At 45.2% G+C, this 17,782-nt stretch carries 11 protein-coding genes; 3 read left to right on the forward strand and 8 right to left on the reverse strand.

Features of this window, described 5'->3' with window-relative positions; translation table 11 throughout:
• Positions 1-20 precede the first annotated feature (20 nt).
• Positions 21-665 carry a hypothetical protein gene (locus WC715_00710; protein ID MFA6170971.1) on the forward strand — a complete coding sequence of 215 codons (645 nt, stop codon included), beginning with the start codon at positions 21-23 and terminating at the stop codon, positions 663-665.
• 28 nt (positions 666-693) lie between these two features.
• Positions 694-1,026, forward strand: a complete 333-nt coding sequence (locus WC715_00715; GenBank protein MFA6170972.1) for a hypothetical protein — start codon at positions 694-696, stop codon at positions 1,024-1,026.
• 92 nt (positions 1,027-1,118) lie between these two features.
• Here WC715_00715 and WC715_00720 read toward each other — a convergent pair whose 3' ends face one another.
• The 5 genes from WC715_00720 to WC715_00740 all read right to left on the reverse strand — a co-directional run bounded on the left by WC715_00720 (position 1,119) and on the right by WC715_00740 (position 15,077).
• The gene (locus tag WC715_00720; protein ID MFA6170973.1) at positions 1,119-2,612 is read right to left on the reverse strand and encodes a hypothetical protein; all 1,494 of its coding nucleotides are present in this window, start codon (positions 2,610-2,612) and stop codon (positions 1,119-1,121) included.
• Between the two features lie 114 nt (positions 2,613-2,726).
• Positions 2,727-3,887, reverse strand: coding sequence for a hypothetical protein (locus tag WC715_00725; protein ID MFA6170974.1), 1,161 nt, complete (start codon positions 3,885-3,887; stop codon positions 2,727-2,729).
• Positions 3,888-3,967: 80 nt separating this feature from the next.
• On the reverse strand, positions 3,968-10,795 hold the full coding sequence (locus tag WC715_00730) for an Ig-like domain-containing protein (protein ID MFA6170975.1): 6,828 nt from the start codon (positions 10,793-10,795) through the stop codon (positions 3,968-3,970).
• Positions 10,796-11,128: 333 nt separating this feature from the next.
• Positions 11,129-11,386: a hypothetical protein gene (locus WC715_00735; GenBank protein ID MFA6170976.1), complete on the reverse strand. Its 258-nt coding sequence runs from the start codon at positions 11,384-11,386 to the stop codon at positions 11,129-11,131.
• A 145-nt stretch (positions 11,387-11,531) separates the two neighbouring features.
• Entirely contained in the window at positions 11,532-15,077 is a 3,546-nt protein-coding gene (locus WC715_00740) for an alpha/beta fold hydrolase (GenBank protein ID MFA6170977.1), read from the reverse strand.
• Positions 15,078-15,299: 222 nt separating this feature from the next.
• On the opposite strand from WC715_00740, the gene WC715_00745 reads away from it, so the two are divergent.
• Complete coding sequence (locus WC715_00745) at positions 15,300-15,560, forward strand: hypothetical protein (protein MFA6170978.1); 261 nt, start codon at positions 15,300-15,302, stop codon at positions 15,558-15,560.
• A 119-nt stretch (positions 15,561-15,679) separates the two neighbouring features.
• On the opposite strand, the gene WC715_00750 is transcribed toward WC715_00745, so the two are convergent.
• The 3 genes from WC715_00750 to WC715_00760 form a co-directional block, all read right to left on the reverse strand.
• Positions 15,680-16,003, reverse strand: a complete 324-nt coding sequence (locus WC715_00750) for a DUF2304 domain-containing protein (protein ID MFA6170979.1) — start codon at positions 16,001-16,003, stop codon at positions 15,680-15,682.
• 64 nt (positions 16,004-16,067) lie between these two features.
• Positions 16,068-16,730: a glycosyltransferase family 2 protein gene (locus WC715_00755; protein ID MFA6170980.1), complete on the reverse strand. Its 663-nt coding sequence runs from the start codon at positions 16,728-16,730 to the stop codon at positions 16,068-16,070.
• Between the two features lie 17 nt (positions 16,731-16,747).
• Positions 16,748-17,761, reverse strand: a complete 1,014-nt coding sequence (locus WC715_00760) for an NAD-dependent epimerase/dehydratase family protein (protein ID MFA6170981.1) — start codon at positions 17,759-17,761, stop codon at positions 16,748-16,750.
• Between the last annotated feature and the right edge of the window lie 21 nt (positions 17,762-17,782).

Consider the following 17,782-nt stretch of genomic DNA (forward strand, 5'->3'; position numbering starts at 1 on the left):
TAATTTAACAATAAACTTGTATGGATAAAAAAACCATCATTATCATCGCCATAACCGTCGTCGTGCTTGGCGGCGCGTATTACGGCTATAACCGCTGGCGCCAACAGCAATTAGCTAACCAGATTTTAAAGCAAATGTACGGAATAAATACCGGCGGAGGAATTTTAGATAAAATGACCGGCGCGGGCGGCAATATTTCCGGCCAGATGGCCCAGGAAATCGCCAAGATAGCGGCCAAGGAAGAAGCTAAGCAGAAAGAAGATGAAAAAAAGGAAGCGGCCAAGACGCCCCAAGACCGCTATAACGAAACCGAAGAAGTAGCGGCTTATGACGCCGCCTCCAAAGCCGCGGCCGGCGAAGCTAAAGAAATTATAGAAAAAGTTTTTGGCAGCGCGAAGTTAACCGGCGCCAATACTAATAATTACACCGACCAAAGCACGAGCTATAGCATTATGGAATTCAAAATCTCCCGATTGGCAACCGGAGCTGATTTGGGCGCGCTTTCTAAGGCCCTTGCCGATAAAGGCTTGCCGGTTATCCAAAGCGGCATCTCGGACAAAAGCGCTACGGTTTCGGCCGGCAGTAATGAAACCGCCGTATATACTTTTGCTTTTGAAATTGGCTCGCAGGACGTAAGCGCCAATATAATAAAAGTAAGCCAATAGTTTAATATTAATTTTTAATTCAATTGATATGGCCCAAAATCCTCCAGTCTTCGGCGGGAAAAAAAATACCGCGATGGCGGTCATCGCCTACATTTTATTTTTTATTCCGCTGTTAACCGGCGACGCGAAAAAAGATTCGTTCGTAAAATACCACACCAAGCAAGGCTTAGTCCTGTTTCTTCTCGTAGTTTTGTTAAATGTTATCGGCCGGATAATGCCGTTTTATTTCTGGTACACGATTAGCTGGATTTTAAGCTTAGGAACGCTGGTATTATTAATCATCGGCATCAGCAACGCGGTCGGCGGAAAAGAAGCTCCCTTGCCTTTAATCGGAAAATTTTCGGACGTCTTTAAGTTTTAAGTTTTTTTCCGCAAGATAAAACAAATTTATAAAAATCATCCCGCGTTTAGGCGGGATGATTTTTTAGTTCTGGCGAAGCCGGAAAACCCTTTCTAAATATTGATAATCGGCCGGCCAAAAAATTTCTTTCTTAATTCCGCCAGACTGCGGACATAAACCTTTTGGCCTTTTTCAATATGGTAAATTTTCTTGTCCTTGCCCCGGATTAAATCGCCTTCTGTATAGCCAAAAATAGGAGCACCGGCCGGATAAGCGTAAATAGTAAAATCAGTAACAATGTTTACTTTTTTTCCTTTGAATTTTCTCAAAGCAATTAAATCAACGATCCAGCGGCGCTTTTGGTTTTCAATATAATATATTTTTCTATCCGAACCGCTGATTAAAGATCCGTCCTTGTAGATTTTTTCCCCGAGCACAACTCCATTGTCTTTTTTCTCTTCCTCGTTTTTTTCTTCTTCTGATCCGTTTTTTTCCTCTTCTATAACACAGGCTCTTTCCAGCGAATTTTTTTCCGTTTGGCTCATTTCGCAATTGCCGGGCTGTTTCGAAACTGCAGTCCTTGCTTGCTTTCCATCCTTACATACTCCCCAATCGCTATATTCAACGCTAGAACAGCTGGCGGTTGATTGGTAAGAACCTCCGGAAGAACCAGACGGCGGAGGCAAGGGATTTTGGGCAAAGGTGGTAAAAAAAGTAAAGTGCTTGGTCCAGATATACAAATCAACGCCGTTGTCAAACTTGCATTCGGTTACGCCGCCCACCAAGCTCGCGCCATTATTAGCCGGGCAGACATTGGTGATTTCCGTAAAATCTCCGCCGTTTCTTGAATACCCGACCCGCCTTCCGGTTTGCCCGGGCAAAAGTATGCTTACCGGCTGATCAAAGATTAAATGCTCGCCCGAAAATCCGATTTCAATTGTTTCTAAAACTTCGGCTAACTTTCCCGGGTCGCTCGGGACTGTTACGGTTGTATTCGGCTTAATAGTCGGAGCGATAATCGAGCCGTCCCAGGTCGAACTCCCGGTAATAACGGTTCCGGCCGGAAAATTTATCTCAAACCGGTAATTCGGGTCAGTAGCTTCCCTTTTAATTAAAAATCCTCCGGCGCCGATTGTTACCTGTTTGTCGGTTCCGCTCGCGGTTGGAGTAAAACTAACTTTGGCCTCCGCGTCCGGCGCGAGAGTCGAGGGAAAAGTTGTACTACTAGTCCATTGGTTAGCCATCCGTTCTTCAGGGCTTAAAATCAAATTCAAATTGACGCTCGCGGTTGAGGCAACGTCCGGACAAACCGTTTCACCGGCAATATTGCCGTTTATGGAAAAAAATAAATTTTCCCCAACCATTTCCGAGCAAGGCATTTCATAGTAATATTTCCCGGTTTGCCTTGGGCTGGTTGTCGCCCATTCGGAATTATCGGCTACTTTTTTTATCGTTATCAAGGTATCAAGCGCCGCCGGGGAGCCGTCGATAGTAACATTCCCATAATAAAATACCGGCAAGCTCGGCGGGTCGGGAATAACGGCCCAGGCCGCCAAAGGCAAGAAAAATAAGAAGGCAAAAAGAAATTTTATCGCCGTTTTGCGCATGAAATTAGCTTTAGAGAGTTAGAGAGCTCTTTTCCTATCTTTTCGCCCCTGAATAATCCGCCGGCTGGCGGACCGAACAATATCCCGTTTTCGGACATCAGGAAGCAGTCGAACTTACCTTTTCGCCCCTGAATAAGCGATAGCCCGAACAATGTCCCAGTCTGAAGCCAGGCTCGGATTCTTTTTGAAGATGAATTTGAAGGTTTTTATGGCCGCGGCTTCGTTTTTGGTATTCCTTTTCGCGGTCCTTAACCCGTAAGCCATTATCGTAATAGCGGCGTTATCGTTAGCGTTCGAGAGGTTCGCGTTACGGCCGTAGATTTTCTTAAAGGTTAATTTTGCCCGGTCTTCGGCCGCTTTGCTTTTTTCCGCCGGCCATCTTCCCAAAGAAATCTTTAAGGCGTCCCGCCATTCAGTTTCGGTTTTCGGAAGTTTTCCAAAGGCGGCCCTATAGGAATCTAAAACTCCGGCCCGCTCTCCTTCGCCTAAGCCTTGAGTCCGCCGGGTGCCGTAAACGATAAAGTTCAGGTAAGCATTCTGATTAGTAGCCGAATAATTTTTTAGTCCCTTGATTAGCTTATCAATATACTTCTTTTTCCCGCTTGTCTCGCGGCTTAACTCCCTTTTGTTTCCAAGATGGGCTAGCAAGCTGTCAACATTCCCGGTATTCAAAATTTTGGCTTCGCCTTCAATATCGTCTAAAATCTGGTCGCTGATTTTTTCACCCAATACCTGGCCCGGAGTTGAAGGGACGCTTGGGCCGGGACTAATTAGGTTTGCGCTTCCATTATTCGTATTGGAATCGCCTGAAGAACTGCCAGACCCCGATCCACTACTGCTTCCCGAACCTCCTCCGGAAGCTCCACCGCCGCCGCCAGAGCCCGAACCACCTCCGCCGCCACTACCACCCGATCCGCCGGAACCGCCTGAAGTCGTTGTTGTTATGCTTAAGTCAATTTTGTCCGAAGCCTGCGAAACCGGATTGACGCAAACTTTTTCCGTTGCGTACGTTCCATTGACTTTGTAAACTAAATTCGCACCGGCATTAGCGGCTGGCACTTCGATAAAATATTTTCCGGCCTGGGTCGAAGAAACCCGCGCGGTTTCAGTCGCGCCGTTAAAGACCGTAACAACTGTTCCGATCGGGGCGTTGGCGGAATCAATTTTCAAATCCCCGTAAACCACTAAGGGAATTGCCGGAACTGAATCAGCGCCAAAAACCGCAGCCGGAGCTAAGAATGCGACAAGCATGAATAGGGATAGGATTTTTTTCATAATGATATCTTAATATAATGTCTCACCACTTTAGGGGAGCCCGGCCATTTTAGCAAGGCTCCCCCTTTTTTTGTTAGTCATTAGTCAGTAGGCACGATATTTCCGGCGCCGGTCGACCAGAGCCAGTAGCCTTTTCCGCCTTGCATGTAAGAGCCGGTTTTATCAGCGTTCGATTGGTCAAAGACGATATATCCGGAAGGCAAAGTCGAAAGATAGGTAGTCGTAGTCTTGTAAGCCGAAATTGATTTAAGGCCGATCAAATTCCAGCCGGAGATTACCGGATAGCTGGTAGGCGGATTTGGCGCTTCCGGGGCGATAGTTCCGGCAATTGTTAAAGTATCGCTGCCATTCATATTCACCCAATAGCCGTTGCCATCTTTCATAATTCCTAAATCGCCTACTCCCGGCAATTCAGGATGGCCTTCCTGGACCGTGAAGGTCTGCCAGTCGCCATTATAATAGTATTGGACGGTATCAAGATTTGTTTTTATTCCGGCAATTACGTCTTCAATCGCCGTACTCCCCGGAATCACCGGCAAAGACATTAAATTCCAGCCCGAGCTCAAAGAAATAGTGCAGGTATAAACTCCGGCTACCGGACCGGTACAAATCGGATCAGGGTAAGCGACCGGTACGGCGATATTAAAGGCTGTGTTGCTCATATCAGAACCGGTATTACCCGCGGCGTCAGTAGCAGTAGCCCGGATAAAGACATTCGTAGAATTGGCACCGGCCGGAATAGTCCATGGGTGACCTCCGCTATTTGAAGTATTTGTTACGATGTTATGCCAAGTAGCGCTGCCGTCAGTTGAATAGTCCAGGGTAACCAGGATGTTCGCTGACGAGGTAACATTGTCAGTCGCGGTCCAAGTAAGCGTATGGGTTGACCCTTCATCCCAAGTCTCTCCGCCGTTCGGGCTGTTGACCGCGATAACCGGATCCGTCGTATCAACAACGGTCGAATGAGTAATCGTAAAGGTACTGCTTAAGTCAAAATCCGCGTTAGTCGCCAAATCGGTCACCGTAACTCTTATCTGGCAATCAGAGCTATTAATAGCCGGCACGGTCCACGAATAAGCGCCGTCATTTTCCGTCGCCCCGACGACCGAAGACCAAGTCAATCCCCCGTCCGAAGTAAATTCGATTTTAATCGGCGTTCCGGCCGGCGGCCCGATATTCAAGTCCGTCGCCGTCCAGTTTATCGTATAAATATTTCCGCCAGTCAAAGTCTGCCCCGTAAACATGCTCGACAAGCTCATGACCGGATTGGTGTTATCCGTATTCAGCTGGCCGACGAGTTGGTAGGTAAAATTACTATAGCTATCTCTAGCTCTTACGCAGAGATAATCGGTATGGTCGCCGGAGATTGTGAAATCAGCCCCGCTCACATATGTGTTTAGTGGTGCGCTGAAGTCAGTACTATTACAAACTGCGTCGGAGCTAAAGCTATAATTATTGTAAGTAGCGCTCAAATGAGGATCGCTGGAAGTGATATTAATAACATCATCTTTTACCGGACCTGCTTCAACCCCGTTATTAATAGTAATCGACGGTGGAGTTGTATCTTTAGTTCGAGTGGCAGTAGCCGGAAGGCCTGAATTACCGGCGGCGTCAGTCATAACAACCGTAAGCGTAACTACTCCGTCAGACAGGGTCGAAGTGTTAATCGAGCCGACGTGGTAAGTGGTTGAGGTGGCGATTCCGCTTCCTTCAACTGCCGCGGTCATCGGATCGGTATCGTCCAGGCTATAAGTAAAGTTCGCGCCAACTTCGGCTCCGGTAAAGTTGAAATTAGCCGAAGTTTTTAGGCTGCTCGGGTATAAAGTTACCGCGTAGCCGGCTGGCGCGGCCGTATCTACTGTCCAAGTATGAGTAGTCGCGCTCAATTCAGCTTGCCAGTTGCCATATTTATCCCGGCCGATTACGTAAACTGTATGCGAACCGTCTGACAAGCCGGCCAAGGTAATTAGATCCGCAACTGCAGTTTCAGCCCCGAATGCTCCGCCGTCCAGTTTATATTTATAATAAACAATATTCGCGTCGCCTACGGTTATACTGGCCGAGGTTAAACTGGTCGGATCGGCTGGTGTCCCGGAAAGCGTTGCAGTCGGAAGCACTAAACTTATGTCAGTCCGTTCCGCATCAAAATACCATGGAGTAAAAGCGACATTGTCACTAACGGCGTTGCCGGTTCCATGAGGATTTGAAGTCAGATTATATGGGCCGCTCGGATCTCCCCACCAGTTTTGCGCGGCGTTCAAGGTGCCGGTTCCGGCGTTTAATATGCCGGTAGTGTTTCCGGTGAATGAGTTGTTGCTGACGCTAAACTCGGCTCCGGAAATATCGCTTCCAGCGCGCACGGATATTCCTAGATATGAATTGCTGAATGTGTTTCCCGTAACAGTTATCGGACCGGCATAAACTAAGCCTAAATCGTGATAGGTGCGGATACCCGCGCCCCAGGTTGCGCTAGTACCCGGATCAGGGTTGGTAATGTTGTTAAATGTATTATTAGAGATATTAAGATTCCCCGAAGTATTTGCAATCAGCATACCGTAATACTGGACTCCGTTAAAAGTGTTTCCGGTTATGTTGCCGGTAACGCTGCTTAGATTCAGTGCGCCGGAACTTGTTATGCCGGTCCACGTATTATTAGTAATGGTGATAGTATTGGCGCTCGCCGAGTAATGTCCTCCAACCTGAACTGTATCCGCGTTGGGCGTGTCAATGCTCGTAAACAAGTTATCGTCTAGAGTGAGGATAGGATCCTCGAAGTACAAGCCATCGGTCATAGCTCCGCTGAATATATTTTTACGGAGCGAGATAGTTGCCCCGGAAGCATCGCTTCGCATTTCTGCCCCGGTGGTCGCGAACGTAAGTCCTTCAAAAGTTACAACCGCGGTCCCTGAAGTTATATTAAAAGTTGCAGGTCCTCCGCCAGCAGAACCTTCAATAATTGCCTCTGCAACACGCGACCCGCCGTTAGGGCTTATGCTGACGTTCGGGCCGGCTATAGTAAGAGATTTATTTATTGTTATCTCGCTGGCACCCTGGTCGTACGTCCCGGCAGCAATATCAATTGTATCTCCGGCAGTTGATTTAGTAACAGCTTCCTGAATGGTGTCAAAATCAGGATTATTAAGAGCCGTATCATCAACGGTCAAAGTATCGTCTGTATCTAATACAAACGAAGCGGATGTTTCGGAAACGGTGTTTCCGGCCGCGTCAGTAACAGTAACCGTTAGGGTGTGGCGCCCATCAGAGGCTCCTGAAATAGTTGTACTTATCGGCACGCCGGTGGTACAAGGAATTGTTCCTTCAAGCACTGGGCTGTCAACTGTATAGCTACAAATTAAAGCCGTGCCAGGCCCCGGGTCGTTAGGCGTAAAAGCCACTGCGATATTATCCTTATATACTGTATCAAGCGCGGGAGCGGTGAAGCCAGTGATAGTCGGGGTGCCCGTATCAACAGTCATAGTATAAGTGTCCAATGCAACATTATCAACCTCATTTCCAGCCCGGTCAATCATATGCACCTCCATTGTGTAAACACCATCAGGAGCAGTGCCACCTGCACTTAATGACCCATCCCAAGCTTCATTCAAAATAGCGGTTCCATCATCAGTTGCAGGGATATAACTTTTCTTAGTTACACCTCCCTGCACCACCTGCAGTGAAACCCAATTGTCGATAATTTCACTGGCATTAATTACGATGGATACGCTTGCGGGATTGGTTGGGTCAAAAGTAACGTTAGCTCCGCTTCCATTTAGAGTGTAGCTTGTGATTGTCGGTGCAACTGTATCGGTATATGCAGCTTTAGTAGCTTCATTGGTAGGATTAATATTTGTAGCAGTATTGCCAACTGCGTCTGTTCCGGTAATGGCAATATTTTCTAAAACTTCGCCGACAGCGGCAACATCACTGGCGATCACTCGGTCATATTTATAATCATTTCCCGCGACTAAAGTAGCATCGACGCTGCTTACGTCATTAGCTGTACCTTCCGCGTCAATCGAAATTCTTGGCGCTTCGCTTAAAGCTTCGTTAGCGGTAATCTTTATATAATAGGTCCCGACTTTTAATCTCTTATTGTCAGTTAATTCAGTTGTAAGGCCGGCATCTGAATAATATTGAATAGCGAAGGTTGGCCTAGTAGTGTCTTGGGTATAAGAAACTGAATTTGATGGAGCGCTTTCTAAGTCTGCGGCGTCAGTAGAGGTTACAGTTACAACCTTAGCGGCGTCATAATCTAATTCGCTAACTATTCCGGCGGTTTCCAACTGTAAATTACTAAAGCTGAAATTGCCTCCGGTTGCGGTAGTAGTAACTCCGCTTGGTACTATTCCAATATATATCTCCACTATTGAATCAGCTTCTGCTGTCCCGGAAATCACTTGAGTCGGCTTTGTGGTTTCGTTAATAACAACTGTTGCCGCGGCCGGGTTCGTAATTACAGGGGCTTCCGGCGGAGTAACATCTATAAAATCAACTGAAGCATCTATAATGATCAGGCCAGCAGAAGTGGCACTAAGCGTAGCAGTCCCGGCCGTTCGGTCGGCTCCCGAGGTTAGGGTTGCAACAACAATTCCGTCAGCGTCAGTGGTTTGCATTCCAGCCGGATCAAGAGTTCCCTTGGTTCTTGTTAAGGTAATGGAAACTCCGGCTTGAGGCCTATTGTTGTCATACTGATCTTTTAGTTGGCCGGTAATTCCAGCACTATCAACACCATCGGCGTTAACAGAAGCTTTGCTGCTGGTTACGACCACTTTATTTGCCACGTCCGAGTTAACAGTAATTGCTGCGGTATCGTCAGCTGCCAATCCTGCGGCGCCATGCAAAACCGTACTCACTGCGTTAAACAAAGTGCTTTCCGCGCTTCCCGTTCCGTCAGTAACTGTGATTGGATTATATTCAGGGTGTGCGCCGCTTGGAGAATCGCCACCGCCAGAGCTAGCAGAAACAGTAACGGTTCCGGAAGCAGGATTGCCAAATTGGTCAACTGCTCCGGCGACGCTAACCGTAAATGCGGTTCCAGCCGTAACTGGAGTCGGGGCGGTTAGCGTGAAAGCGGTGATTACACCGGCTTTAAGCGGACCGATGTCGCCGCTTGTAGCTGAAACGGTTCCAGCGGTCGCAGTGATTTTAAAGATATCCACCTGGCTGTAAGCAACATTAGTAAAGGTCGCTAAACCGTTTGTAGTTGCCAAACTAAGAGCTCCCCGCAAATCGCCCGCACCACTAGCCTTAGTAAGAAGAACATCAGTTCCGTTGGCCACGTTATTTTCATAAGCGTCTTTGACCAGCACTATTGGTTGGGTGGAGATTGGATTGTCTACGGTGTCGGTTATGACCGCCGCTGGCGCCGTAGAGAAAGTTACAACTGATGGTACATTTGGAGCTACAGCGATTGAATTGGAAGTAACAGGAGTGAGGCTGTCCGAGCTAAAATTCAAAGCTATAGTTACCGCTTCGGTATAAACTATGTTAGTAAAGGTAGCGATGCCTCCAGAAACAGTCGCTGTCAAAGTTCCTCCGAGGTCCCTACTACCGCTGGCGCTGTTCCTCGTTGCGGTTATTACTGATAAATCATCTTCACTGATCAAGTTGCCAAATTGGTCAACAATTTTTACAACTGGTTGAGTGGCAAAAGCTTCGCCCGCCGTTGCAGTTGCCGAAGGTTGTGTTGCCATTTCTAATCGGCTGGCAACATCGTGATTAAATGTAACTTCCTGGGTCAGCACAATTAAAGTACCATCAGCGGTCGCAGTAATAGTTTTTTCTTCAGCTTTAGTGGAAGAGAAGGTAACCGTTGCTACTCCTAAAGCATTTGTTGTCGCTGGTACAGGATTAAGTTCATTTTCTGTTCCGGTTGAGTCGACTGTCACGCTAGAGTTAGGTATTACGTTTCCGGCCGCGTCTTTTACCGTTACCGTAATGGTAATAATATTATCTCCGCCACTTACAGTTTCTCTGTCCTTGTCTACCGCAACAATAGAATTATCGGCGCTAACCGGACCGGGTACAACTGTTAAAGTGCCAGTATCGTCCGTAAAAGAGCCATCAACCGCATGGATTACTCCGCTTCCCACTAAAACCCCGGTAAAAGTCGCGCTTTTGCTATCTCCGGCCGGTACTAAATTAGCATCGACAACGTCAGGGGTCTTATCGATTAATGACCAAGTAGCCGCGACATTATTTACGAAATTATTGAATTGATCCCTCTCAATGGTATATGCAGTTAAGGTATTTCCGGAAATCACATCCTGCGGCGAAATTACAGTTCCGCTCCCATTAGCCGCGGTTTCAATCTTAACTTGTGTTGGCGCTCCGGCAATAGTAGATAAAGTGCCAAAACTGGTACCTCCAACCCCATCTGTAACCCCTGCAATAGCGGCACCATCTACACTTGAATGGGTTATGTTGCCGGTAGAGGGAGCAATACCCGTCGGCCGGACCTTCATACTACTGATAATAAAAGCGAGGCCGCTATTTGCCGTGGAAGCTCCTGTGATCGAAAAAGTAAAAGAATTCGGGCCGGGCGTTATCACTTGGCTCTCCGGTTCAATATCGCCGACAGTCCTTACCACGGTTACAGTTGATCCCGTATTAAATTCCCATCCATCCGGAAGATTAAAAGTATGCGTTCCAACCTCTATGCTTCCGGGCGCGGTTTCATTAATAGTCGGTCCGCTTAGAGTTCTCCAGGTTCCCGATCCGCCAGGAGCCGAAGTTGTATCAATAGACACATTAGTTCCATTGCTGGCAGGGGCAATGGTCGCGTCTCCAACGGCAAAAACATAATTAACCGCGAAGATTGTTCCAAAAATTAAAAACGCGCCGAGTAAGCCGAAGACCGGCCATTTCACAGCGCGTTTCTTTAGAGATGTTTTAATAAACTTGCTCATACGTTTATTCTTAAAAGATAATTAATTTTGTTTTAAGAAAATATCTAAAAAATTTATCCCGAAAAAACAAAAAACCGCGTTCAGCGGTTCATAAAATTAGGCTCAATGAGCTTACCGGTTTTTGCAAGTTGGCATGGTGGAAAAACTTGCCGCATAGGATCCGGTTAGGTTATTATTTAACATTTTAAAAGTAGCACAGCCCTTCTAACTGGTCAATAGACCTTTATAGGCCACAATAATAAAATCCTGCTGTCAAATTAACCAAAAAACGAACGCCGATATTATATTAAATCAACATTAAGATTGGATTAAGATTTGATGAAAAAATTGGCTTTATTTTGAAACTTGTTTTTTTACCAATAAGACTATTTGTGCCAAAAGCCAACCCATAATTGATAAGCTCAACGCGACCAATAGATATTTACCTCCGCCAAGTAATGCGAAGACTAGAGGGATTGATGCCCCCATAATCCAAGCTTGAAAAGTATTTTTTTGAATAAACGAAAATACTAGAAGTGGTATAAAAAAGTATAGAGCAAAAATTGTACCTACGATCACGTTACCAAGCCACTCAGGGATTATATTAAACATACTGTATCCGGTCATTATTGGCTTAAATATCCATAGATATAATTCATAAAATAGCCAATAAAAAATAAATGATAAAAATAGACTCAGCATGTAAATATTCATTTTCTGCTGTCTTTTATAATACTCTCTAAAATCAATCATACATTTATAAATTATTTTTTAAATAGTTAAAGTCATCTTTAATTATATCATAAGCTTTTTGATTAATTAAATGCCTAGTCAAATATTTCCAAAGCGATTTTTCCATCCGGTCGAAAACTACTTTCAACTTTTTATCATTTTCCTTGTCCAACCTTTCCAGCTCTTCATTGTATCTTTGGAACATTTTAACCTTAGTTTTAGCTGGGATTGAATTGTTGGCTTCTATTTTTCCTCTGGTCCTAATAATTATATTTTTTGCTTCATTTAACAGCTTCAATCTCCATTTAATTTCTTCAATCTCGGTTATCAGTAATTTACTGGTTATCCGGTCGTATATCCACCTAAGATTATATAACCTTTGGATATCTGAAATTACGCTGTCCGGAGTAGCGGTTATATTAAATTTGACTGTTGAAGTAGCCATATTTCCCGCTTTATCAAGAGCCCTAAATTCTAATAAATGTTCTCCGGTTTTTAGGAAAAATAAGTCAGCTTTTTCATTATCTACGCTTTGGCCGTCTAGGAGAGTTGAAGTTGCGGAAATACCTGAAAAATCGTCGGTGGCGCTATATTCAATTTGCATAGTTGCATTATGCAAATAATTACTTCCTTCAGCTGGAGAAGTAATATTAATAGTTGGCGCTACTAAATCAATGGGCTCGGGGTCGCTTAACGGATTATCCGACGTACTGGAATAGTTAATTCTAAATTCCTGAACCTGATTTTCGGCAATATTGCCTTGGTAGTTTTTCTCGATTTCCGATTCGTTATCGGTATTAATCAAACTGGTACCTAATTGATATTGTCCTCCTCGGCTAACTCCTTGAATTTCTATTTTGTATTCGCCGTCCATTGGCTCTAAAATTGTCGCAAATTCTTCTTCTGCCCCAAAACCTGAATAAAAAGCGCCGTCAATCTCGTTTAAATCTGTATTTGAAAAAAAATCTTTGCCCAGTCTCTTACCGTCCGGCGCAATAATAGTAAAATCAACTGGAGAATAAACTCTTATGAAAAAAATTCTTTTGATAGCTGACCACAAGCTATCGATATACTTGTCCGGCGTTTTTCCCGTTAGTTCTTTAATAACTTCTTTTTGCGCGGCGGTTACCATCTGGCGATGATCATATCCGGAAAGCTCAATAGTCTTAACACCGGCTAAGCTGTTAGAGCTTTCGTTGGGGACCGTACGGTCGCCGTCACCTAGAATCAAACAATCAGCATTGCCATCATCTAGATTCTCCGGATAGCCGTCCATCCATTTGCTGTCATATATATCCGGATCACTAATTACCCTTATTTTCGAGACCGTTGTGTTAGCTTTTAGCGAATGGCTGAATATGTTAATAATATTAGCCCTTCCTTTAAGCGCGGAAATCCCGGCTTGCGTATTAAGGTTTTCTAAAAATTCATTCCTCGGGTATTGTACCGGGTAAATTCTGTCTATCCAACTATCGCCAAGTTTATTTTGCAGATAATTATAAGTCGGTAAGAGCTGCTCCACGCTGGGCGCTTGTTCATGGATATACTTAATAATATTTAAGTATTTATGCTCAGCCGCTTCAAGTCCTAGCACACTATTTAATAGCCAATTATTGGCCAAAAAATATGAACCTTCCCAAGCTAAATAATCTTCCGGCGCGCCTTTATGCGGGGTTCCTAAGAATATTAATTGATCAACGTCATTTTGATATTCACTGCTTTGAACATAATACCGGGCCACTAATCCGCCCATGCTATGGGCTACAATATCCACTTTTGTTTTACCGGTTATTTCTTTTATCTCTTGAATTTTATCTTTTAGCTGGCCGGCGGTCGTCACATTATTTTGCCGCCAATTATAAGGAAAAACGAATAAATTCTTATCCAATTCGTATCCGCTCTGGATTAAAGCCTCTATTAAATTATCATAGGTATGCAGGATGGGATCAATCAGCTTTATATTCAAGCTTTGCCAACTCCCCAAAATCCCCGGCACTATAATCACTGGATCTTTTTCTTTTACTAATGGCCAGGCAAAGGGTTGGCCGCTTTCGTAAATTTGCTTTACTTCTTCGGGAGATAAAATTGAAGAAAGGATGAATAAATCGTCAACGTCTCCCATGAAATTGCAGAAACGTCCGCAAGAATTATCTTCCCGGTAGCCGACTTTAACTTGCCCGAAAGAAGGCGGATTACCCGGAATAAATTCGCTCCCCTCTTCTTCGCCGTCTATATAGAGTTTTAGCGTGTGATTATGGGCGCGCGGATCAAAGGTGAAGGAGATAAAATGCCAGTTATTGTCGTTAATGGATTGGCTGGAGGTTATATTATATGTCCGGTAAAAGCAGGCCGGGCCGTTAGTTGTCGCGGTACAGCCATCGGAAAAATTGACTGTCAAAAACGCTTGGCCGAGTTTTTCGGAAAGGACAATATTGTTTTCTTTATTATTTCCGCCTAAGACTAAAAAACGGGCTCCCGGATCGCTTTGGGCGCCGGTCTTAATCCAGGCGCCGGCCGAAATCCCATTTTCAAAATTTACCGGCGGGTCAACGTTCCGGCTGAATAAATCTTCAACCTTATTAAAATTTATTGCCTTATCAAACCGCCCGGAAACCCGTCTTGGCGACGGCTCTCCGCCGCCCCAAGGGTTAGCGCCCCAGCTTAAGTTATAGCCGTTTCCCGAACTGTCGGAGGCCGTATCTCCGGTATCATCAAAATGATAAATAGCTTTTACCGCGATTGGCGCTAATGCGGTTTCAGTTATTTCAGACTTATAGGGCTTAGCGGACTGAAAAATTTCCAGGATTTTACTGTCATCCAGGCTTTCCGACCGGATCCAAACGTCATCAATTACTCCTTTAAAATTATTTAAGGCGTAAGGCGCGTAATAATCTTCGCGCCGGCCGATTACGATATTTTCGGCCGCTGGAATAGTTTGGGCAAAACTTAATTCCCCGTCTTTTATTCCGTCAATATAGAGCTTAGCCTGGCCGGACGCAGTCAGGCTGACAGCGATAAAATGCCAGTTTGAATCGTTAACCAGAGCCTCTGAAACCAATTCCTCTTGCCACTCGTTTTCTTTTTTAAATTTTATGACGGCATGGCCATCCTTTATTGCCAGCATAAAATGATTAGCCGGCGAGCCGCTTGAATCAAAAGTATTTCCCAGCCAAAAAAACCGGGTATACTGTGGCGTGTCAACATCCGTTTTTATCCAAATTCCGACTGTTAATCCGTCGGGCCATGAAACAGCAGGAGAAAATTGCCGGGAATACAATTCTTCGGTTTGGCTAAAGTTTATTCCTAAATCCCATTGGCCTCGAACTCTTTCCGGCGCGATTTTTCCCCCGCCCCAGGGGTTATGGCCCCACTCTAAATTATTTCCGTTCGGCCCGGAGTCGTAGGCAACGGTTCCGCTATTTTCATCGAAATGCCAAACACCAAAATCAGCCGCGTCAGTTGGGTCGGCGGCTTTAACCGCGGGCGCGCTCCCCAAAGCCCCAAAAACAAAAATACCCGCCAAAAAAATGACCGGCAATATGCAAATAGTCCTCGCGAATTTAATTTTCATATAACCCTCCAATTATATGAATTAAGCTATTCTATTATATTAGCACTTATTTATTAGCTCAACAATACAAATACTTTGACAACCCAGTTGAGAGTTTATATACTCGCTAAAAAGGAATCATTAGCCCTTGACAGGAGATTGTTATCTTAACCCGGGAAAATCCCAACGAGTAATTTTGCCCTTTCAAATACTTTTAACAAAAACCAAACGCTTGGAGCGGCTATGAAAAATTTTAATCTTGATGATCTTAATGAGTTGTCGCCTCAAGCGGGCGACAAAGTACGTTGCTTACTGGACGGTGTCCGCAACTGGTCTTCGCTTTTGGACGCCGAGAAAAGAATAAAGGAGCTTTTGTCAAAAATCAGGGTAAAAGCCGAGGAGGTTTTTATAAACAAAGGCATGGCCGAAGGGCTTCATCTTAACGAAGCCTTGAAACAGGCAAGGCGAAGCTGTAAGCACCTCGGTCGGTTCCACAACGAGTAACCGAGTTGCGGAGTCATGCCAAATTTTAACTTTATGACCCATTACCGGACGTAATGGGTTTTTGCTATTTAAAAAAACGGGTATTACCCGCTATTGGCCAGGGGAAAATGTTAGCCTTATTACTTCTCCCGGAGCGCCACTTCCCTGACAATCCGGGTGATGTTGCGCTCCATTTTTTCAATCCGCAGGCGCAGGCGGAAGATAATATAAAAGAGCAAGACAACGGCGACGTAAAAGAGGACGTTAATGCCGGTGGCGGAAAAGCCTAAATCGGCGACAAAGCGGTCAATTGATTTTATAAAGACAATAGCGGCGGCGGCCAAAGCCCAAAAGACGAGCCAAAAAACGAATTCGGCGTTTTCTAACTCGTCTTTCTTTTTTTGCCAAAAAAGCCGGGAAAGGAAAAAAATTATGACTATAAGCGCTAAAATTTGCTGAATCATATACTTATGCCCATGACCGCGGTTATGAATGGCTTAATATTCCGCGCGTTATCCATATTATTTTTTAGCCGAGCAGTTTTGAAATAATTAAATCCTTAATAATCTTCAGTCCGCCTCCCGGCCCCTGGCCGAAGGTGCGGTAAACTACGGTAATCGGCGTTTCCTTAACCCTTAATTCGTTTTGAAAAACTTTGCCGATAATTTCCGAACAATGGGCCATGCCGTCATTGGTGATTTTTACCTGCCTCGCGGCTTTGGCATTCATCGCCCTAAACCCGGATTGCGGGTCGCTTAACTTAACGCTGAAAAAAACCCGGTTCATAAGGCGCGCCAAAGGCATCATCACGCGCCTTTTTAGCCAGGGCATGTTGTTTTTCTTCCCTAAAAACCTTGAGCCGAATACGACGTCAGCTTGCCCGGCTTCAATCGGCGCGGTTAGCTCTTTTATTTCTTCGGCTAAAAATTGGCCGTCAGCGTCAAAATGGACGATTATATCGGCGCCGCGGCGGAGAGCGTATTCATTTCCGGTTTCAAGCGCCGCGCCTTGGCCGCGGTTAAATATGTGCTTTAACGCGGCAACCCCTTGGGCTTTGGAAAGCTCAAAAGTCTTGTCAGCTGATCCGTCGTCAACGACAACAACCTGATCCACGGCCGGTTTGACGGATTTTAGCACTTCAACGATTGTATCTTCTTCGTTATAAGCTGGGATAACGCAGTATATTCTCATAACACATCTATTAAGCTTTACTTTACCCTCATAAGCCGCTGGCTCGCCCTTAAATCGTCGATGGTTTTTTCCAGGCCTTTTTGCAAGGTAACGACCGGCAGCCAGCCGAGCTCTTGGCGGGCTTTTGACGTATCCGGCAAGCAGAGCGGAGTCATAATAAGAATTTCCTTATCGTACTTGATTTTTGATTTTGAATCAAGAATCTTAATAATCTTCCCGGCCACCTCGGCAAATCTTACCTCGATTTCCGAGCCTAAATTAATCGGCCCCGAGACATCGGATTCGGCTACTTTTATCGCCCCGTCAATCATATCGCTTATGTAGCAAATCGAAGAAGAAAAATCTTCGCCGCCATGGATTATCAGCTCGGCGTTATCCAGGGCGTTTATTACAAAATCCGGAAACATATGCCCTTCATTCAGCTTCATCCTCGGGCCGTAAGCCCGGAAAACGCGGAGTATTTTAGTATCCAGTTTATAGACCTGGCGGTAGTTCGCGACCAGGGTTTCGGAAAATCTCTTCCCTTCGTCGTAGGAGCTGCGCTCGGAAACCGGGTCCGCCTGTCCAGCGTCGCTTTCGTTTATTTTTTCATTTGACTGGCGACCGGGGCCATAAACGGCCGAAGAAGAAAAATGGACGAACTTGGCGCTGTATTTAACCGCGATATCCAGCATGTTTTTTGTCCCGGTGGAATTAGCGAGCAGGGTGGCGATTTTGTTCTCATCGAATTTTTTCGGCGAAGCCGGGCAGGCTAGATTGTAGATTTCCTGGATGCCCTGGAATTTTATTTTGAATTTTTCCAATTCGGGCATAGCTTCTAAATCAAGCGGTTCGGCGATGTCGTGCCGGATGAATTCGAAATTAGGATTGGAGAGAAGATGGTCGATATTCCTTTCGTCGCCGGTAATAAAATTGTCGATGCAGATGACTTTGGAATTTTTCAAAAGCTCGTCGCATAAATGCGAGCCGATAAATCCCGCGCCGCCGGTAACCAGTATGTTTTTTTTATCAAAAATTGCGTGCTTAGACATATAATTTGTTAGTTAATGAAA

This window comes from Patescibacteria group bacterium (genome assembly GCA_041661505.1).
In the GTDB taxonomy this organism is placed as follows: Bacteria; Patescibacteriota; Patescibacteriia; order Patescibacteriales; family JBAZCA01; genus JBAZCA01.